The 19,660-nt window shown below is 70.5% G+C and carries 16 protein-coding genes and 1 pseudogene; 9 read left to right on the forward strand and 8 right to left on the reverse strand.

The window, feature by feature from the left end:
• Positions 1 to 21 precede the first annotated feature (21 nt).
• Positions 22 to 807 carry an alpha/beta hydrolase gene (locus HNR70_RS07250; protein WP_184325054.1) on the forward strand — a complete coding sequence of 262 codons (786 nt, stop codon included), beginning with the start codon at positions 22 to 24 and terminating at the stop codon, positions 805 to 807.
• Positions 804 to 1,412 (forward strand): hypothetical protein, encoded by a 609-nt coding sequence (locus HNR70_RS07255; protein ID WP_184325055.1) that lies wholly within the window; start codon positions 804 to 806, stop codon positions 1,410 to 1,412. The genes HNR70_RS07250 and HNR70_RS07255 overlap by 4 nt, the downstream gene beginning before the upstream one ends.
• A gap of 73 nt (positions 1,413 to 1,485) precedes the next feature.
• On the opposite strand, the gene HNR70_RS07260 is transcribed toward HNR70_RS07255, so the two are convergent.
• A complete protein-coding gene (locus HNR70_RS07260) occupies positions 1,486 to 2,421 on the reverse strand; it encodes an ROK family glucokinase (protein WP_184325056.1) in 936 nt (311 codons plus the stop codon).
• A 186-nt stretch (positions 2,422 to 2,607) separates the two neighbouring features.
• Here HNR70_RS07260 and HNR70_RS07265 point away from each other — a divergent pair, with 186 nt between their 5' ends.
• The 3 genes and pseudogenes from HNR70_RS07265 to HNR70_RS07275 all read left to right on the forward strand — a co-directional run bounded on the left by HNR70_RS07265 (position 2,608) and on the right by HNR70_RS07275 (position 6,546).
• Positions 2,608 to 4,416 carry an AMP-dependent synthetase/ligase gene (locus HNR70_RS07265; protein WP_184325057.1) on the forward strand — a complete coding sequence of 603 codons (1,809 nt, stop codon included), beginning with the start codon at positions 2,608 to 2,610 and terminating at the stop codon, positions 4,414 to 4,416.
• A gap of 127 nt (positions 4,417 to 4,543) precedes the next feature.
• On the forward strand, positions 4,544 to 6,214 hold the full coding sequence (locus HNR70_RS07270; protein ID WP_184325058.1) for a DEDD exonuclease domain-containing protein: 1,671 nt from the start codon (positions 4,544 to 4,546) through the stop codon (positions 6,212 to 6,214).
• Positions 6,215 to 6,264: 50 nt separating this feature from the next.
• Positions 6,265 to 6,546, forward strand: a pseudogene (locus tag HNR70_RS07275) (Lrp/AsnC family transcriptional regulator).
• Between the two features lie 123 nt (positions 6,547 to 6,669).
• On the opposite strand, the gene trpD reads toward HNR70_RS07275, so the two are convergent.
• Complete coding sequence (trpD, locus tag HNR70_RS07280) at positions 6,670 to 7,752, reverse strand: anthranilate phosphoribosyltransferase (protein ID WP_184325059.1); 1,083 nt, start codon at positions 7,750 to 7,752, stop codon at positions 6,670 to 6,672.
• Between the two features lie 236 nt (positions 7,753 to 7,988).
• On the opposite strand from trpD, the gene ctaE reads away from it, so the two are divergent.
• From ctaE to qcrB, 4 genes are all read left to right on the forward strand, one after another.
• Entirely contained in the window at positions 7,989 to 8,723 is a 735-nt protein-coding gene (gene ctaE, locus HNR70_RS07285) for an aa3-type cytochrome oxidase subunit III (protein WP_184325060.1), read from the forward strand.
• 91 nt (positions 8,724 to 8,814) lie between these two features.
• Positions 8,815 to 9,615: a cytochrome bc1 complex diheme cytochrome c subunit gene (qcrC, locus tag HNR70_RS07290; protein ID WP_184325061.1), complete on the forward strand. Its 801-nt coding sequence runs from the start codon at positions 8,815 to 8,817 to the stop codon at positions 9,613 to 9,615.
• Positions 9,616 to 9,623: 8 nt separating this feature from the next.
• On the forward strand, positions 9,624 to 10,688 hold the full coding sequence (qcrA, locus tag HNR70_RS07295; protein WP_184325062.1) for a cytochrome bc1 complex Rieske iron-sulfur subunit: 1,065 nt from the start codon (positions 9,624 to 9,626) through the stop codon (positions 10,686 to 10,688).
• A gap of 4 nt (positions 10,689 to 10,692) precedes the next feature.
• Positions 10,693 to 12,372, forward strand: a complete 1,680-nt coding sequence (qcrB, locus tag HNR70_RS07300) for a cytochrome bc1 complex cytochrome b subunit (RefSeq protein ID WP_184325063.1) — start codon at positions 10,693 to 10,695, stop codon at positions 12,370 to 12,372.
• Between the two features lie 1,464 nt (positions 12,373 to 13,836).
• On the opposite strand, the gene HNR70_RS07305 is transcribed toward qcrB, so the two are convergent.
• From HNR70_RS07305 to HNR70_RS07330, 6 genes are all read right to left on the reverse strand, one after another.
• On the reverse strand, positions 13,837 to 14,253 hold the full coding sequence (locus HNR70_RS07305; protein ID WP_184325064.1) for a cytochrome c oxidase subunit 4: 417 nt from the start codon (positions 14,251 to 14,253) through the stop codon (positions 13,837 to 13,839).
• A gap of 1 nt (position 14,254) precedes the next feature.
• On the reverse strand, positions 14,255 to 15,967 hold the full coding sequence (ctaD, locus tag HNR70_RS07310) for an aa3-type cytochrome oxidase subunit I (RefSeq protein WP_184325065.1): 1,713 nt from the start codon (positions 15,965 to 15,967) through the stop codon (positions 14,255 to 14,257).
• Positions 15,964 to 16,899 (reverse strand): aa3-type cytochrome oxidase subunit II, encoded by a 936-nt coding sequence (gene ctaC, locus HNR70_RS07315; RefSeq protein WP_184325066.1) that lies wholly within the window; start codon positions 16,897 to 16,899, stop codon positions 15,964 to 15,966. Before ctaC ends, ctaD begins: the two co-directional genes overlap by 4 nt.
• A 488-nt stretch (positions 16,900 to 17,387) precedes the next feature.
• Positions 17,388 to 17,747 (reverse strand): iron-sulfur cluster insertion protein ErpA, encoded by a 360-nt coding sequence (gene erpA / locus HNR70_RS07320; protein WP_184325067.1) that lies wholly within the window; start codon positions 17,745 to 17,747, stop codon positions 17,388 to 17,390.
• Between the two features lie 171 nt (positions 17,748 to 17,918).
• Positions 17,919 to 18,206: a hypothetical protein gene (locus tag HNR70_RS07325; protein WP_312857601.1), complete on the reverse strand. Its 288-nt coding sequence runs from the start codon at positions 18,204 to 18,206 to the stop codon at positions 17,919 to 17,921.
• On the reverse strand, positions 18,203 to 19,651 hold the full coding sequence (locus HNR70_RS07330) for a dipeptidase (protein ID WP_184325068.1): 1,449 nt from the start codon (positions 19,649 to 19,651) through the stop codon (positions 18,203 to 18,205). The genes HNR70_RS07325 and HNR70_RS07330 overlap by 4 nt, the downstream gene beginning before the upstream one ends.
• Positions 19,652 to 19,660: the final 9 nt, after the last annotated feature.

Here is a 19,660-nt window from a genome sequence, read left to right on the forward strand (position 1 = left end):
AGCAGGTGCGACCATGTCCCCATGGCGTTCAGCGAACTGTCCCGTCCGTGGCGCGCGCGGGGTCACTCTAACCCGCGCGGCGGGCTCCTCCTGTGCCACGGCTTCACCGGCTCGCCGCAGTCGCTGCGCCCCTGGGCGGAGCATCACGCGGCGCTCGGCTGGGAGGTCGAGCTGCCGCTCCTGCCGGGCCACGCCCGCACCGAGCGGGAGCTGGACCGCACCCGCTGGCAGGACTGGTACGGCTGCGTGAAGGACGCGGCGCTCGAGCTGTCCGAGGCGACCGGGCCGATCGCGGTGGGCGGGCTGTCCATGGGCGGGGCGCTCACCCTCGCCCTCGCCGAGGACCCGGATCTGCGCGGCAGGATCGCGGCGATCGTCGCGGTGAACCCGGGGATGACACTGCCCGCGGTCGCCGCCGTCGCCCCGCTGATCGCCCCCGTGGTCCGCACCCTGCCCGGGATCGGCTCCGACATCGCGCTCGAGGGCGCGGCCGAGGAGGCCTACGACCGGCTGCCGGTGCGTTCCGTCGGCCGCCTGCGTCAGCTGTTCTCCCGAACCCGCGCCGACCTCGGTGCGATCGAGGTGCCGCTGCTGCTGGCCACCTCGCGCGGGGACCACACCGTCCCGCCCACCGACAGCGACATCGTCGCCGCCGGGGTGCGCGGCCCCGTCGAGCGCCTGTCCCTGACCCGCAGCTTCCACCTCGTGCCGCTGGACCACGAGGCGGAGCTGCTGTTCGAGGCCTCCGCGCGCTTCCTGGACACGCACGTGCCCGCACGGGGACCCGCGCCGCGGAGCGCCTCATGAGCGGCGGACGCGACGGCCGCGGGCGGGCGCCGGAGCCTCGCCCCGATCCCCGGGACGTGGACGCCGAGTTCGCCCGCATGCTCGAGGGCGAGGGCGTCGTGCTGCCTCCCGGCGAGGCGCCGCGGGAGCTCGCCGCGCCCGCCGCCTCCCCGGCCTCGGCCGCGGACTCGAACCGGCACGACGATGGGCACGACGACGAGGACAACGACCCGTGGTCCTTCAGCGCAGACTCCCCGCCGGAGCCGCCCACGCAGGAATCGCGCGAGCGCTCCCGCGCCGCCCACCCCTCGCAGGGACTCTCCCCCGAGGCGAGGCCGACCGGTCCGCGGGACGCGACACCGCGCGAGCTCGACGACGACGAGGTGATCTACGGGGACTTCGTCGCCCCGGACCCCGACCTCCCCCAGCCGTCCTCGCCGGTGCTGTGGTCCTGGACCGCGCTGCTGGGCGGGTTCGTGCTCGTCCTCGTCATGGTCGTCACCCCGTCGCTGCCCGGATTCCTGGGCTGGCTCGGCGGGGTCGCCGCCCTTGGCGGCATGGTCTCGCTGCTGCTGCGCCTGCCGCGCGGGCGGCGCGAGGACGGGGACGACGGCGCCCAGGTCTGAGCCGTCGGCCGACGGGGCGGGCTCGCCGGCCGACGGGGCGGGCTCGCAGGCCGGGACCCGGCGTGCGTCACCCTCAGCGCGCGAGGTCGGCGGCGCCGACGATGCCGGCACGGTTCCCCATCTGCGCGGGCACGAAGTCGGCCAGCGCCCGGTGGCCCCGGGCCGTGAGGTGCTCGGCGTAGGCCGCTCGGGCAGGGGCGAGCAGCAGCTCCCCGGCGGCGGAGACCCCGCCGCCGACGACCACGACCTCGGGGTCCAGCAGCGCCGCGATCGAGGCGACGCCGCGCCCGAGCCAGGTGCCGATCTCGGCGATCAGCTCGACCGCGCCCTCGTCGCCCTGCTGCGCCAGGCGGGTGATGAGGGGCCCGTCGATGGCCTTGCGGTCGCCGCCGGCGGCCTGGACCAGCCGGCCCAGCAGCGGGTCGCCGGTCGCGGCGCGGCGCTTGGCCGCGCGCACCAGTGCGGTGCCGGCCGTGTACTGCTCGAGGCAGCCGCGCAGTCCGCAGCCGCACCACTGCCCGTCGGGCACCGCGGTCATGTGGGCGACCTCGCCCGCGAAGCCGCCGGAGCCGCGCAGGAGGTTCCCGTCCAGCACCACCGCGCCGCCGAGACCGGTGCCCACCGTCATCATCAGCATGTGCCGGGCCTCGGTGGCGGCGCCGAAGCGGTACTCGGCCCAGCCCGCGGCGTTGGCGTCGTTCTCGACCACGACCGGCAGCCCGGTGAGGCGCTCGAGCTCCTCGGCCAGGGCGTGCTCGCGCCAGGCCAGGTTCGCTGAGAACCGCACGGTGCGGCGGTCCGCGGCGACGAAGCCCGCCGCCCCGACGCCCACTCCCACCACGTCGTGGGCGGAGCGCAGCTCGGCCACGGCGTCCGCGACGGCCGCCTCGATGAGCACCGCGTCGGTCGCGGGGGTGCTGCGGGTGGTGGCTGCGATGATCTCGCCGGCCTCGTCCACGACCCCGGCCGCGATCTTGGTCCCGCCGATGTCCACGCCGATGGAGAGCATGCTGTCCGTGCCTCGTTCCTGATGGTCTTCCCGATGCTGTGGGCGGCGCCGCGACCCATCGGGGCGCGCCTGTCGTGGCCCATCGTAGAGGCCCTCTGCCGTAGACTTCGGGGGACCCCACCAGCGCTTCCGGTCAGGTTCCCGGTTCGCCGGTCCTGCCCACCCGACCGGATCGAAGGAGATTCGATGAAGCAGTTCAGCACGCCCCCGCAGCACGAGAGCCGCCCCGACGAGAACGCGACGGATCTGCTGCTCGGCAGGCTCCGCGCGAATCCCTCGGTCCCGATCTACGAACTGGCGCAGGAGGGCGGCGGGTACACGCCGCTGAGCACCGCGGACTTCCTCGCCGAGGTCAAGGCCGTCGCCAAGGGCCTGATCGCCTCCGGCGTCGAGTCCGGAGACGTCGTCGCGATCCTGTCCCGCACCCGCTACGAGTGGGCGCTGGTGGACTGGGCCGTGTGGTGGGCCGGGGGTGTGAGCGTCCCGATCTACGAGACCTCCTCCCCCAGCCAGATCCAGTGGATCGCCTCCGATTCGGACGCGAAGTTCGCCCTCGTGGAGACCACCCGCCACAAGGAGGACGTGGAGTCCGTCCGCGGCGACCTGCCCTCCCTCACCCGGATCGGCGTGCTCGACGACGGGATCCTCGAGGACCTGAAGTCCCGCGGCAAGGACGTCTCCGACGAGGATCTCGAGGCGCGCCGCACCTCGCGCCGTCTCGAGGACGTCGCCACGATCATCTACACCTCGGGCACCACCGGCCGTCCCAAGGGCGCCGAGCTCACCCACGCCAACTTCGTGGACACCACCCGCAGCGCCGTGACGCTGCTGGGCGACGAGGTCCTCCCGACCGGCTCGCGCCTGCTGATGTTCCTGCCGATGGCGCACGTGTTCGCGCGCCTGATCACGGTGCTCGCCGCCGCCTGGCCCGTCACCACCGCGTTCACCCCGGACACGAAGAACCTCCTGCCCGACCTCGCGGCCTTCAAGCCGACCTTCCTCCTCGCCGTCCCGCGTGTGTTCGAGAAGGTCTACAACGGCGCCGAGGCCAAGGCGATCGCCGGCGGCAAGGGCAAGATCTTCGCGGCCGCCGCGAAGACGGCCATCGACTACTCCACCGCCCTGTCCGAGGGGAAGGTGCCGCTGCCTCTGAAGGCCAAGCACAAGGTCTTCGACAAGCTCGTCTACGGCACGCTCCGCAACGCGATGGGCGGCCAGGTGAAGTGGGCCGTCTCCGGCGGCGCCCCGCTCGGCGCGCGCCTGTCGCACTTCTTCCGCGGCATCGGGGTGACGATCCTGGAGGGCTACGGCCTCACCGAGACCACCGCGCCCATCAGCGTGAACCTTCCCTGGGACGTGCGCCCCGGCACCGTCGGCCCGCCGCTGCCCGGCGCCTCCGTCGCGATCGACGACGACGGCGAGCTGCTGGTCAAGGGCGTGATGGTCTTCAAGGGGTATCACAACAACCCCGAGGCCACCGAGGAATCGTTCAAGGACGGCTGGTTCCACACCGGCGACCTCGGCGCCCTCGCGGAGGACGGCTCGATCACCATCACCGGCCGCCGCAAGGAGGTCATCGTGACCGCCGGCGGCAAGAACGTCTCCCCCGCCCAGCTCGAGGACCAGCTGCGCTCCCACCCGCTGGTCAGCCAGTGCGTGGTCATCGGCGACCAGAAGCCCTTCGTCGCCACGATCCTCACGCTGGATGCCGAGATGCTCCCCACCTGGCTGAAGAACAACGGCCTGCCGGAGATGTCGGTCACCGAGGCGGCCCAGGACCAGCGCGTCCGGGCCGAGCTGCAGACGGTCGTGGACCGCGCGAACACCTCCGTCTCCCGCGCCGAGTCCATCCGCGCCTTCGAGGTCATCGACTCGGACTTCACCGAGGAGAACGGGTACCTCACCCCCTCGATGAAACTCAAGCGCAACGTGGTCGTGAAGGACATGGCCCCGATCATCGACAAGATCTACTCGAGCTCGAAGCCGAAGAGCTGATCCCGTCGGCCGACCCCATCAGCTGATCCCGTCAGCTGATGTCGTCGGCCGGACGCCCCCCGCGGCCCCGACGTCCCTCGGACGTCGGGGCCGTCGCCCGTCAGAGGGCCGTCGTAACCTGTCCCCCATGTCCGCACGCCGCCAGCTGAGCTTCGACGACCTCGGCACCCCGCTGGCGGAGGCGACGATGGTGGTGGTCGACCTCGAGACCACCGGCACGAATCCCGCGGCCGACGCGATCACGGAGATCGGCGCGGTGAAGGTGCGCGGCGGCGAGGTCCTCGGGGAGTTCCGCACCTTCGTCGACCCCGAGCGGCCGATCCCCGCCTACATCGCCTCCCTCACCGGGATCACCGACGCCACCGTGGCCGGCGCCCCGCGGATCTCCACGGTGCTGCCGATGTTCCTGGACTTCGTGGGCCCGGCGGCGCTGGTCGCCCACAACGCCCGGTTCGACATCTCCTTCCTGCGCGCCCGCGCCGCCGAGTGCGACGTGGAATGGCCGAAGGTGCCGGTGCTGGACACCCTCGCGCTCGCCCGCACCGTGTTCCGGCGCGACGAGGTGCGCGACCACAAGCTCTCCACCCTCGCCGCGCACGTCGGCGCGAGCATCACCCCGGACCACCGTGCCCTCTCCGACGCCCGCGCGACGGTCGACGTGCTCCACGCAATCATCGAACGGCTCGGCCCCACCAGCGCCTCGACCCTCGAGGACCTCGGCTCCGCCCACCGCCGCGCGACCCCGGTCCAGCTGCGCAAGAAGCACCTCGCGGCCGACGTCCCCGCCGTGCCCGGCGTCTACCAGTTCCTCGACGCCTCCGGCGCCGTGCTGTACGTCGGCACCTCCCGGAACCTCCGCTCCCGCGTGCGCACCTACTTCACCGCGAGCGAGACCCGCCGCGCGGTGCTGGACATGCTGCCGCGCGCCGAGTCGCTGCGGGTGATCGAGTGCGCGACGGCCACCGAGGCCGCGGTGCGGGAGCTGCGGATCATCGCGCGGGAGAAGCCGCCGTCGAACCGGCGCGGTCTGCGCCCGGAGAAGGCCAACTGGCTGCGCCTCGGCCCCGGCACCGAGGGACTGCGGGCCGCGCGGCTCGCGCGCAGCGAGGACGACGGCTCCGCCCAGATCGGCCCGCTCACCTCCCGACACGACGTGGAGCCGTTGAAGGGCCTGCTCACCGACGCGGTGATGGGGCGGCTCTCGGCGTTCGGCGAGGGCAGGGCGGCCGACGGGGACGGCGGGCCTGCCACGAGCGGGCACCGTGACCGCGTGCGGCGGGCGATGATCTCCGACCCCCGCGAGGTGCTCGATCACGTCGCGCAGCGGATGCGGGCCCAGGTCGCGGCCGGACGCTACGAGGAGGCGGAGAAGCTGCGCCGCCTCGCCGGGACCTACCTTGCTGCGGCCCGGCGCGCCTCACGGCTGCGGGCGCTGGCCGAGGTGCCGCTGCTCATCGCCGCCCGTCCCAGCATCGAGCCGGTGATCGGGGGTCGCGGCTGGGAGCTGCTCGCGGTGCGCCACGGCCGCTTCTCCGGCTCGACCCTCGTCCCGGCCGCGAAGGATCCCGTGCCCTTCGCCCGGTCGCTGGCGATGACGGGGCAGGGCGAGGCGGAGCTCGCCGCTCCCCTGTGCCAGGGATACCACCAGGAGGCGGAGATCCTGCTGAGCTGGCTCGAGGGCGAGGGGGTGCGCACGGTGCTGTGCGAGGGCGAATGGAAGGTCCCGGCCCGGGCCCGGTTCGACGACGCCCATCTCGCGAGGCGCTTCGCCCTCACCTCCGCGGCCGCGGAGGCATAGGCTCGAGACAGCACCGCACGGCAGCTGCCGTCACCGTCGAAGGAGAAGCCATGATCACCGCCATCGTCTCGATCGTCGTCGACCCCAGCCGCATCCCGGAGGTGGCGCAGTCGGTCGTGGACATCGACGGAGTCGAGCAGGTCTAGTCCGTCACCGGCGACGTGGACCTCATCGCCGTGGTCCGTGTGAAGGCCCACGAGGACCTCGCCGGCGTCATCGCCGACCACCTCAGCAAGGTCGAGGGCGTCCTGGACACCACCACGAACATCGCCTTCAAGACCTATTCCAAGCGCGACCTCGACGCCGCCTTCGACCCCGGCCTGGACAGCTGACCCCAGGGGCGGGCGCGACTCGGCCAGGACGACGGACGGCCCGTCCGCTCCCCTCACGGAGCGGACGGGCCGTCTGTGACTGCGCGGCGCGGCCGCGCCGTCGGCGCCTGCGCGGAGCCGGCCTCAGCCGTTCTCGGCGAGGGCCTTCTGCGAGGCGGCGGCCCACCGCTCGAGCAGGGTGGCAGGGGCCCCGGAGTCCAGCGCCGAGCCGGCCTCCTCGTAGGCGGCGGCGAAGCGGTCCGCGAACCCGTCGGAGGCCTGCTGCTCGATCCCGTCGTGGGCGACGATGCCGGCGGCGGCGTTCAGCAGCACCGCGTCGCGGATGGGGCCCATGCGCCCCTCGCGCTCGCCGGCGTAGAGGTCGCGGGCCACCTGGGCGTTCTCCTCGGCGGTGCCGCCGCGCAGGGCATCGAGACCGCTGCGCTCGATGCCGAGCAGCGCCTGCGGGTCCAGTACGTGCTCGCGCACCTCCCCGCCGCGCACCTCCCACACGTCCGAAGGAGCGGCGACGGTGAGCTCGTCCAGCCCGTCCTGGCCGCGGAACACGAGGGCGCTCGTGCCGCGGGAGGCGAAGACGCCCGCGACCGTCGGGGCGAGGGCGCGGTCAGCGACGCCGACGGCGCTGGCCAGCGGCCGGGCAGGGTTCGTGATCGGGCCGAGGATGTTCATCACGGTCGGGATGCCGAGGCCCCTGCGCGCCTCGGCGGCGAAGCGCATGGAGGGATGGAACACCTGAGCGAAGAGGAAGGTCATCCCCACCTCGCCCACGAGCCGTTCGACCTCGGACACCGGCAGTTCCAGGCGCACACCGAGCGCCTCGAGGACGTCGGCCGAGCCGGAGCGGGAGGTGGAGGCGCGATTGCCGTGCTTGACGACGGTGCGGCCGGTGGAGGCGATGATCATAGAGGCCATCGTCGAGATGTTCACGGTCTGGGCGAGGTCGCCGCCGGTGCCGACGATGTCGATCGCGCGGCGGTCCGCCTCCACAGGGCGGGCGTGCTCGATCATGGAATCGGCCAGCGCCTCCAGCTCGGTGCTGGTCACACCCTTGGCCTGCAGCGCCACGAGGAAGCCCGCGACCTGCACGGGCGACGCCTCGCCAGACATGATCCCGTCCATCGCCCAGGCCGCCTCCGCGGCGGGGAGCTCCTCACCGCGCACCAGGCGCGCGGTGAGCCGGGACCAGGTCGGGATGTTCTCGCTCATGCTCCGATCATCGCACTTCCGACTCCTCGGCCGTCGCCCCGGTCACCGTTCGGATCACGGAACGGTCACGACCACGCACATGGCCGGTCACCTGCGCGTATCGGTGCGTGTCCCGGTTCGTGACAGCGCGTCAGGAGGGATATGCTGGCCCGGTCCGCCCGGGGTGCAGACCCCGCGGTGAGCCTGGTCGTCGTGAACCGGGCACACTGAATCTGACGACACGACATAATGGTGACGTGACTACTGCGACCCTGACTGAGCGCCCCGCCCCCGCTGCTGCCCCAGCGGTCGGGCGTCCGAACCCGACGCAGATCGGCACCCTCGTCTGGCTCGCCAGCGAGCTGATGTTCTTCGGCGGCCTGTTCGCGATGTACTTCACCCTGCGCTCCATGGCGCCGGACACCTTCGCCGCCGGCCAGGCACACTTCACGCACGGTTTCGCCCTGCTGAACACCTCGATCCTGGTCTTCAGCTCCGTCACCTGCCAGATCGGCGTGTTCTACGCCGAGGGCCGCTTCCCCGGCGGGAAGCCGTTCCCGCCGCGCAAGCGCCGCGAGGGCTCGATCTTCAACATCGCCGGCTGGGGCATGATCGAGTGGTACACGCTCACCTTCATCCTGGGCGCGATCTTCGTCTCCGGCCAGGCCTACGAGTACACCGAGCTCGTGCACAACGGCGTGACGATGTCGTCCTCCCCGTTCAGCTCGATCTTCTACCTCGCCACCGGCTTCCACGGCCTCCACGTGATCGGCGGCCTGATCGCCTTCCTGATGGTCCTGGTGCGTGCGTACGTGGCGGAGAAGTTCACCGCGCACGAGCAGATCTCGGCGATCTGCGTGTCCTACTACTGGCACTTCGTCGATGTCGTGTGGATCGTGCTGTTCTTCGTCGTCTACATGCTCGACCCGATCATGAGCGCCACCTCCCCCGGCCACGTGATCCCGTCGACCTTCAACTGGACGATCTTCTGAGCCTCCCGCCCGCGCACGCTCCCGGGCAGAGCGCCACTCCATACCTCCCGTCCCTTCCCGCCCGCCCCCTCCACGAATCGAGGTCCGAACCGTGAAGGCTCTCGCCGCACGTCGCCATCACCCGATGGCGCTACTCGTGATCCTGCTGCTCGCGCTCGTCGCGACCGGCGGGCTGTACGTGGCGCTCAACCCGCAGACGGCCCAGGCCGAGGCCTACACCGAGGACGACGTGAATGCCGGCCAGGCACTCTTCCTCGCGAACTGCGCGACCTGCCACGGTCGTGACGCGCAGGGCCTCACCGATCCCGACGGCGCCACCCTCGGCCCCTCGCTGATCGGCGTCGGCGCCGCCGCCGTCGATTTCCAGGTCGGCACCGGTCGCATGCCCATGCAGCAATCGGGCGCCCAGGCCGCCGCCAAGCCGCCGCAGATGAACGAGGAGCAGACCCGGCAGCTCGCCGCGTACGTCGCCTCGCTCGGCCCCGGCCCCGCCGTTCCCGACGAGGAGTGGCTCGACACCGCCCAGGGCGACGCCACCCGCGGCGGCGAGATCTTCCGCATCAACTGCGCCATGTGCCACAACGCCGCCGGTGCCGGCGGCGCGCTGACCCGCGGCAAGTACGCCCCGCAGGTCGTCGGCGTCGAGGGCAAGCACGTCTACGAGGCGATGGACACCGGCCCCCAGAACATGCCGGTCTTCAACGACACCAACCTGTCCCCCGAGGACAAGCGCGACGTCATCACCTACCTCGAGACCCTCGAAGAGACCGGCACCCCCGGTGGCATCTCCCTGGGCTCCGTGGGCCCCGTCACCGAGGGTCTGTACGCCTGGACCATCGTCCTGTCCCTCCTCCTCGGTTGCGCCATCTGGGTGGCGGCGAAGGCAAAGTGAACGCGAGCATGAACACCAACCTCGACGGCACCTCCCCCAAGAAGGGCGTCTCCGCGATCGCCCCGAAGGAGGGCGGCGGCTTCCCGAACCCCGGACTTCCCCCGCATCCGAAGCGCCAGTCCGATCTGTCCAAGGCTGCGGAGAAGCGCGCCGAGAAGCTCGTGGCCGCGATGTTCCTCCTGAGCATCGTGGGCACCGCGGTCTTCATCGCGGCGTACTTCGTGGTCACCCCCACCGGGCCGAACCTCTTCGCCGAGTCGGAGACCCCGCAGGCCGTGTGGTGGTCGAACCTGATCACCGGCCTCGGCCTGGCCGTGGCGGTGTTCTTCATCGGTGCCGCCGCCGTGCACTGGGCCAAGACCCTCATGCCCGACGAGGAGTGGGTCGAGGAGCGCCACGACATCGCCAGCTCCCCCGAGGACCGCGACGAGGCCGCGGCGATCCTTCGCGACGGCATCGCCGAGACCGGCATCGCCCGCCGCCCGCTGATCGTCACCACGATGGTCGCCGCCCTGGCCGCCCTGCCGATCGCGGTGCTCGCACCGCTGTCGACCCTCGGCCCGCTGCCCGGCAACAAGCTCCACCACACCTTCTGGGGCCACAACCCGGGTCAGCGCCTGGCGCGCGACCACGACGGCACGCCGATCAAGCTCTCCGACGTCGCGATGAACTCGATCTTCCACGTCATGCCGGAGGGCCTGACCCACGAGACCGAGCACTTCCTCGAGGAGCGCGCCAAGGCCGCTGCGGTGATCGTCCGCATCGACCCCAAGCTCGCCAAGAACGAGGAGTCGATGGCCATGGGTGTGGACGGCGTCCTCGCCTTCTCCAAGATCTGCACGCACGTGGGCTGCCCGGTGGCGCTCTACGAGCAGCAGACCCACCACATGCTGTGCCCGTGCCATCAGTCCACCTTCGACGTCACCGACGGCGCCAAGGTGATCTTCGGCCCGGCCCACCGTCCGCTGCCGCAGCTGCCGATCGAGGTCGACGCCGAGGGCTACCTCGTGGCCCCCGGTGACTTCACCGAGCCGATCGGTCCCAGCTTCTGGAACATCCACAAGGACAAGTGATCACATGACGACCACGACTCCCGGCACCCGGAAGCAGGCTTCCGACTCCGAGGGCACCACCCGCATCGGCAAGCTCGGCGCGGTGGGCGGCGACTGGCTGGACCAGCGCGCCTTCGGCGGCTCGCTGGTGCGCACCTTCGCCCGCAAGCTCTTCCCCGACCACTGGTCCTTCATGCTCGGCGAGATGGCGCTGTACAGCTTCGTCATCCTGCTGATCTCCGGCGTGTTCCTGACCATGTTCTTCGACCCCTCCATGGAGGAGGTCGTCTACGACGGGCCATACACCGCGCTGCAGGGCGCGATGATGTCCCGCGCCTTCGAGTCCACCCTCGAGATCTCCTTCGAGGTCAAGGGCGGTCTGCTGTTCCGGCAGATGCACCACTGGGCCGCGCTCGTGTTCATGGTGTCGATCTTCGTGCACATGTTCCGCGTGTTCTTCACCGGCGCCTTCCGCAAGCCTCGCGAGCTCAACTGGCTCGTCGGCTTCTCGATCATGGTCCTGGGCATGGTGGCCGGCTTCACCGGCTACTCCCTCCCCGACGACGTGCTCTCCGGCAACGGCCTGCGCGTGGTCGACGGCCTGATGAAGTCCGTCCCGGTCGTGGGCACCTACATCTCGATGCTGCTCTTCGGCGGCGAGTTCCCGGGCACCCAGATCATCCCGCGCTTCTTCACCATGCACATCCTGCTGGTGCCGGCGCTGCTCCTCGGCCTGATCGCGATCCACCTGATCATGGTCGTCGCGCACAAGCACACCCAGTACCCCGGCCCCGGCCGCACCGAGCGCAACGTGGTCGGCTACCCGATCCTCCCCGTGTTCGGCGCGAAGGCCGCCGGCTACTTCTTCCTGATCTTCGGTGTGATCACCCTGATCTCGGCGACCACGTCGATCAACGCCGTGTGGGTGTACGGGCCCTACGACCCCTCCCCCGTGTCCGCCGGCTCGCAGCCGGACTGGTACATGCTGTGGACGGACGGCGGCCTGCGCCTGATCCCGGGCTGGGAGTTCACGATCTTCGGCTACGTGATCTCGCTGAACATGCTGATCCCGATCGCGATCTACGGCCTGATGCTCGCCTTCCTGGCGCTCTACCCCTTCATCGAGGCGTGGGTGACCGGCGACGACCGCGAGCACCACATCAACGATCTGCCGTACAACGCCCCGGTCCGTACGGGTCTCGGCGTCGCGTGGATCTTCCTCTACGTGCTGCTCGCGATGGCGGCCAGCAACGACCTCATCGCCGTCGCGCTGCAGCTGTCGATCAACGACCTCACATGGCTGTTCCGGATCGCGTTCTTCGTGGGCCCGGTGCTGGTCTTCTACATCACCAAGCGCTTGTGCCTGTCGATCCAGCGCCATAAGCGCGACCTCGCCCTGCACGGCCGCGAGACCTCGCGAGTGGTGCGGACCGAGACCGGCGACATGATCGAGATCCACGAGCCGCTCAGCGACTACGACCGCTGGGTCCTCGTGCAGCACGACGACTACCGCCCGCTCAAGGCCGGCAAGGGCGTCTCCGCCCTGCGCGCCCGTGCGACGAGCTTCTTCTTCAAGGACCGCATCGAGCCGGTCACCCCGGCTGAGCTCCGCGAGGCGCTCGAGCACGCGGGTCATGAGAAGCACGTCATCGACGAGCTCACCGGCGGCGACTACCGCATCCCGGCGGAGAAGGTCCACCACTGACCCTCCCCCGCCCGCGGTGACGCGGACATGACGAAGGAGCCCCGAGGAATTCCTCGGGGCTCCTTCGTCACTCGTCGCCTGGCGCGGGGCCGTTCGGCGGCTGACAGCGCTCTTCTCCCACCGCAGTGGCATGGTCACGCCGTGCTGGGCCCTCTCCCCCGGCCAGGGTGCTTGACGTGTCGCTGCTCCGCAGGGATAGCGACGCCTCATGCACCCTGCCCCGCCGGCAACGACGCGTCAGGCACCTTAGCCGCACAGATCAACTGGCGTGAGGCAGTACGGCCGACGAGTTGCGACACGGTGCCAGGCGCAGAGGCCCGCGGCTCAGAGGCCCGCGGCTCAGAGGCTCAGAGGCTCAGAGGCTCAGGACAGGAGCATTCCCCTGCCTCGACGCCCTTGGGGATCCTCCCGCCCGCCGGCGATATCTACGAGATGACGTGCGGCGACGGGTCGAAGACGACGATCCGCGCGGCGCAGCGTGCGCAGGGCCCGCAGAGGTCGATCCGCGGGGTCGACGCCCGCCTGTGACAAGACGTCCAGCGCCCACGTCACGGCGTCACGCTCGCCGCCCTGTCCGGGGTACAGCACGGCGATCTGTGCTCGAGCTCGGTCTCTCGGGCTGATGGATGGTCCGATCATCTTGGGTCTCCCCTCGCTCCGAGGACCTCCGCCGCACTCGGCGTGCGCAGATCCGGGGTGGACTCGGTGCAAACACGCTAGCACCTGCCAGAGCGACGACCCATGGTGCGTCACAGCGCTCGCAGCACGCCTCGGCGCGCAACCACGCTTTAGCGCAGGAACCCCGACTCGGAGCAGAAACACGGCCCTGGCCGACTCTCTCCGCCTGCCGCATCGCACGGTCCGCAGACGCCCCTTGCGATCCGCTCGTCTACATCCGCTTTCAGCTGTACAGACCTTTACATGGCATATCCGCCGTACAACAGTTCCTACCCCACCAAGTTCGGCGGTGGCCGGACTGCCAGCACTCTCACGTTCGATGCGCGCAGACAGTTCGATCATCAGTGCGCACAGGAGCTCCTTTCTCCGGCGGAACTCTGCAGCCGCGTGCTGCGCGCTATCACTCCGCGGCTCGACCTGCGGCAGAGGTCTCCCGAGGGCCGGAAGGATGCCGTCTGCTCCTGTGCGGCGCAAGGGTGCCCGCCCTGCGGTCTCGTGGAGTGTCGGACCCGCCCGCCGGGCCCGATGCCGTGCTCGGCAGACAGCACCAATGCAGTCTGCTGTGCACAGCGATCGCCGGAGGCAGAACGCCCGTCCTCGGCGTGCAGAGACCCCGACTGGTCGATGCGGAGTCCCGCGGCCCGCACACATGCGCGCGCCTCACTTCCGGTGCCTTCCTCTCCGAGCCCCCGGCGATCCCTGCCTCGGCATGCAGGAAGGCCCCGCATCCGAAGATGCGGGGCCTGCCAAGTGAGCTGCTCCCCGAGGGGTGCGCGCTGTGGTCGATCAGTGGGCGTGCTGGCCGCTCGAGAACTCGAGGACCCACTGGATCACGCCGTAGACGCCGAACATGACGCCGAAGGCGAAGATCCACCAGCCCGCCGCGATCCCGAGGAAGCACAGCGCGCCGCCAATGGCGGTCCAGAGCGGGGCCCAGCTGTAGGGGCTGAAGCTGCCCTGCACGCCGGCGTCGTCGTGGACCTCGGCATCGAGGTTGTCGGATGCTCCGAGGTCGTTCTTGCGGATCGCGATCGACATGACCATGGCGATCATGAAGGCCAGGCCGGTGAGACCGATCAGGGCCGGGAAGCCGGCGGGCTCGATGCCCAGGGGCTCGTAGAAGCCGGTAAGCAGGCCGTAGGCGATCGCGACGATCAGGAAGAAGACTCCCATGATCCAGAAGATCTTGGCGGTTGCTCTCATGTCAGTTGGTCCTCGGGTTCTCGGCGGGCTCCTCGGCGAGCATGTGGTCCTGCAGCGCGACCTCCGGGTGGTGGAGATCGAAGGCGGGACGCTCGGAGCGCACGCGGGGCAGCGAGTGGAAGTTGTGGCGCGGGGGCGGGCAGGAGGTGGCCCACTCCAGGGACGCACCGTAGCCCCACGGGTCGTCGACCTCGACCTTCTTGCCCTTCAGGTGGGTGAGCACCACGTTGAGCAGGAAGGGCAGGGTCGAGGCGCCCATGACGAATGCGCCGACGGTGGAGATCTGGTTCATCCAGTCGAACCCGTCCTCGTACAGGTAGTTCACGTAGCGGCGCGGGGCGCCGGCCACACCGAGCCAGTGCTGGATGAGGAAGGTGAGGTGGAAGCCGATGGTCAGCAGCCAGAAGTGCAGCTTGCCGAGGCCCTCGGAGAGCTTGTAGCCGAACATCTTCGGCCACCAGAAGTAGAAGCCCGCGAACATCTCGAACACCACGGTGCCGGCCATCACGTAGTGGAAGTGCGCGACCACGAAGTAGGTGTCAGAGAGGGGGAAGTCCAGCACCGGCGAGGACAGGATGACGCCGGTCAGACCGCCGAAGATGAAGGTGGTGAGGAAGCCGAGGGTGAACAGCATCGGCGTCTCGAAGGTCAGCGACCCTCGCCACATGGTGCCGATCCAGTTGAAGAACTTCACGCCCGTCGGGACCGCGATCAGCATCGTCATGAAGGCGAAGAAGTCCAGCATCACGGCGCCGGTGGTGTACATGTGGTGCGCCCACACGGTGACCGAGAGGGCGGCGATGGAGATCGTCGCGCCGACGAGGGTCTTGTAGCCGAAGATCGGCTTGCGGGAGAACGCCGGGATGATCTCGGAGGCGATGCCGAAGAACGGCAGCGCGAGCACGTACACCTCGGGGTGGCCGAAGAACCAGAACAGGTGCTGCCACAGGACCGGGCCGCCGTTGGCGGGATCGAAGATGTTCGCGTCGAAGCGACGGTCCGCGCCGAGCGCGAGCAGCGCCGAGGCGAGCGGCGGGAAGGCCATCAGCACCAGCACACCGGTGATGAGGATGTTCCAGGTGAAGATCGGCATCCGGAACATGGTCATGCCGGGCATGCGCATGCACAGGATGGTGGTGATGAAGTTGACCGCGCCGAGGATCGTTCCGAAGCCCTGCAAGCCCAATCCGAAGACCCACAGATCACCGCCCAGGCCGGGCGAGAACGTCGTGTCCGACAGCGGCGCATAGGCGAACCAGCCGAAGGACGCGGCACCCTGCGGGGTGAGGAAGCCGGCCACCACGATGAGGGAGCCGAAGAGGGTCAGCCAGAAGGCGAACATGTTCAGGCGCGGGAAAGCCATGTCCACGGCGCCGATCTGCAGCGGCACCAGATAGTTGGCGAAGCCGTTGAACAGCGGAGTGCCGAACATCAGCAGCATGATGGTGCCGTGCATTGTGAACAGCTGGTTGTACTGGTCCTTGGAGACCACGACCTGCAGGCCGGGCTCCCAGAGCTCGGTGCGGATGCCGAGGGCGAGCAGGCCGCCGAACGCGAAGAACGCGAAGGCCATGCCCATGTACATCATGCCGATCAGCTTGTGATCGGTGGTGGTCAGCAGCTTGAAGAAGTGCCGTCCGAGGCCGGTGGGGCGCTCCTCCTGGAACCGCGCGGTCCCGGCGGTGCTCGCGGGGGCGGTGACGTGGGTGCTCACTCGTTGTCTCCCTCGGTGGTGGAGGACGCGTCCTCGGTGTAGCGGGGGCCGGCGTCGTCCTGGCGCTCGCGCATGGACCATTCCTCCGCGTTGCGGTTGAGGTCCACGCCCAGCTGGCCCTCGTTGCCCTGCTCGCGCAGCTCCTGCATGTGGTTGTCGTACTCCTCCTGGGAGACGACCCGCACGTTGAAGAGCATGTCGGAGTGGTACTCGCCGCACAGCTCGGCGCACTTGCCGGAGTAGGTGCCCTCACGGGTGGGGGTCACCTGGAAGCTCGTGGTGTGCCCCGGGAACATGTCCTTCTTGTACAGGAAGTCCACGACCCAGAACGAGTGGATGACATCGCGGGAGTCGAGGCGGAACTCGACGGTCTGATCCACGGGGAGCCACAGCTCGGGGAGCATGTCCTCGGCGCCCGGCTCACCCGTGGCGAAGGACTGCACGCCCGCCGGCTCGTGGACGTTCTCGTCGACGTAGTTGAAGTCCCAGCTCCACTGCTTGGCCACGATGTTGACGGTCACGTCGGGCTCGGCGACGTGCATCTCGATCTCACGGGCATCGCGCTGGGTGAAGTAGAAGAGGGTCAGCACCATGACGACCGGCACGAGCGTGAACATCAGCTCCAGCGGCACGTGGTAGCGCAGCTGGACCGGGTAGCCGGTGTCGTTCTTGCGGCGGCGGTAGGCGACGGCGCACCAGATGGTCAGACCCCAGATCAGGAGGCCGACGACGACCAGCACCGCCCAGGATCCGACCCACAGGTTCGTGATCCGTTCGGTCTGGTTGGTGACCTCCTGCCCGTCGCCGGGGCCGGGGAGGAAGCCGCGCTGCTGCGCCTCGGTGCAGCCGGCGAGGACCAGAGTGGCCAGGGCGAGGCCGGCTGCCGCGAAGCGGCGACCTCGCCGCGCGCGCTGGGGGACCTGGGGGATCACAGGGATGACCTTCCGCTCGTCGTCTCCGGACCTCGTCGCCGCACCGGGGGATGTTCCGGTCCGGCTCCGCAGCTCGGATTTGGTACTGACGTGGGCCGTAGATGCCCACAGTGCCGCGCCTTCCCCCGGGGAAGAAGGCCGTGCCGGGCCGGGGAGCCCGCCACTTGACGGCACCCCGTCATCATACGGCGTGTTCTCAGTGGTCGTGGCACTTCGACCCACCGTGGACCATGGACTTCTTCCCGCCGTGATCGGTCCGTGATCTGCGAGTCGTCGCGATCACACGTCGAGCGCGCGCGGCGTGCCTGCCGCACGCACGCCGGAGGGCCCGGGCGATGACTCTGGGTCATCGCCCGGGCCCTCCGTGAAGGTGCGCCGTCCGCGGGACGGCGCCGTGGCGTCCGGTGCGTGCGTCTCCGTGCCCGGCCGACGGGGCGGGTCCGTCGTCGGCCGACGCCGATCGACCGACGCCGATCACCTGAAGACGATCAGCTGAAGGAGTCGCCGCAGGCGCAGGAGCTGCCCGCGTTGGGGTTGTCGATGGTGAAGCCCTGCTTCTCGATGGTGTCGGCGAAGTCGATGACCGCACCGGTGAGGTAGGGGCTGCTCATCTTGTCGACGATCACCTCGACGCCCTCGAAGTCGGCGACCAGGTCGTCGTCCATGAGGCGCTCGTCGAAGTACAGCTGGTAGATCAGGCCGGAGCAGCCGCCGGGCTGCACCGCGATCCGCAGGCGGAGGTCGTCGCGTCCCTCCTGCTCCAGCAGGGTGGTCACCTTGTGGGCGGCCTCGGACGTGAGGGTGACGCCATGCGCCGCGGTGGGGCGCTCGGTGGTGGGCGTGGTCATGAGGTCCTCCTCGAAGCTCGTGTTCGGACAGGATACGCCTTGGGTCCTGGGAACGGGGCGGGCGCCCGCGGCGATCCGTCTCACTCCTCGGTCCCCTGTGCTCCGCCCGCCGTCCCCGCGCGGGCGGCGCTCCGCAGCGCTGCTCGATGGGCCCCTCTCGAGGGGCCCTTCTCAGATCACGCCGCGGAAGAGCGCCAGCAGGAGCACGCCGACGTAGCCGAGCAGCACGCCGGCGATGATGCCGGTCGCACCGTCGCGGCTGCGGCCGCGCAGGACGAAGGAGACCGCGGCGATCACGACGGCGAGCACTGCGATCAGTCCCCACCACAGGAAGAAGTACCCGGCGACGAAGCCGATGACGAGGCCGGCGAAGAGCATCGGGATCATGAGCGGGGAGATGGGCTCCGGCTCCTCCCCCGGCGTCCGGGTCGTGCCCTGGCCGCGCCGCGCTGCGCTCACGCGGACTCCTCCCCCGCCCGGCCCAGCGCTCCGGCGCCGCGCAGCAGCAGCGCCTCGGCCAGGCACACCCGGGCGAACTCGCCCAGGTGCAGCGACTCGTCGATGCCGTGGGCGCGGGACTCGGGATCCTCGACGCCGGTGACGAGCACCTCGGCGTGGGGGAACACCTCGAGCAGATCGGCGATGAACGGGATGGAACCGCCGAGCCCGGTGTCCACGGCCTCGGCACCCCAGGCGGCGGCGAAGGACTCGCGCGCGAGGTCCATGGCGGGAGAGCCCTGCTTGGCGAGGTAGGGCTTGCCGCGCTCACCGCGGGTGATGGTGACGCGCGCGGTCGCGGGCGCGTGGGACTCGAGATGGCTCACCAGCGCCTCCATCGCGCGGTCCGGGTCCTCCCCCGGCGGGATGCGCAGCGAGACCTTCGCCCGGGCAGCGGGCACGAGGGTGTTCGAGGCGTCGCGGACGGTGGGGGCGTCGATGCCGAGCACCGACAGGGCCGGGCGGGTCCACAGCCGCGCGGTGAGCGGCCCGTCCCCGGAGAGCTCAGCGCCCTCGACGACGCCGGCATCGCGGCGCCACTCCGCCTCATCCATGTCCACGGTCGGGTCCTCGGCGCGCAGCAGTCCCTGCACCGCGACCTCGCCGCGCTCGTCGTGAAGGGTGGCGAGCAGGCGGCTGAGCTGGGTGAGCGCGTCGAGCACCGGGCCGCCGAAGAGCCCTGAGTGGCCGGCGTGATCGAGCGCGCGCACCTCGACGACCAGGTCGACCACACCGCGGAGGCTGGTGGTCAGCGCGGGGGTGCCCACGGCCCAGTTCGCGGAGTCGGCGACGATGATGAGGTCCGCCGAGAGCGCCTCGCGGTGCGCCTCGATGAAGGGACGGAAGGTGGGCGAGCCCGCCTCCTCCTCGCCCTCGACGAAGACGGTCACGCCGATCCCGTCGGCCGCGAGCTCCTCGCCGACCAGGCGCAGGGCGGTCACATGGGCCATGACGCCGGCCTTGTCGTCGGCCGCGCCGCGTCCGTAGAGGCGCTCTCCGCGCACCTCGGGCTCGAAGGGGGCGCTGGTCCACTCCTCGACGTCACCGGTGGGCTGGACGTCGTGGTGGGCGTAAAGGAGGACGGTGGGGCGGCCCTCGGCGGCGGAGGTGCGCCCGATCACGGCCGGGCTGCCGTCCTGCACGGATTCGATGACGACCTCCTGCAGGCCGGCGCCGCGCAGGAGCTCGGCGACGGCCTCGGCACTGCGGCGCACCGGCTCGCGGTCGTAGCCGGGGAAGGCGATCGAGGGGATGCGCACCAGGTCCTTGAGATCCGCGATCGACGCGGGCAGCAGCGTCTCCAGGCGCTCGCGCAGCGCGCGGACTTCCGCGGAGTCGGCCCCCTGCTCAGGGTCGGCCTGCGCGGCGTCGGCGGCGGACGGGGTGACGGGGTCGTGTGCGGTCATGCCCTCACG

Origin of the sequence: Brachybacterium aquaticum, from assembly GCF_014204755.1 — a bacterium.
GTDB classification, from domain to species: domain Bacteria; phylum Actinomycetota; class Actinomycetes; order Actinomycetales; family Dermabacteraceae; genus Brachybacterium; species Brachybacterium aquaticum.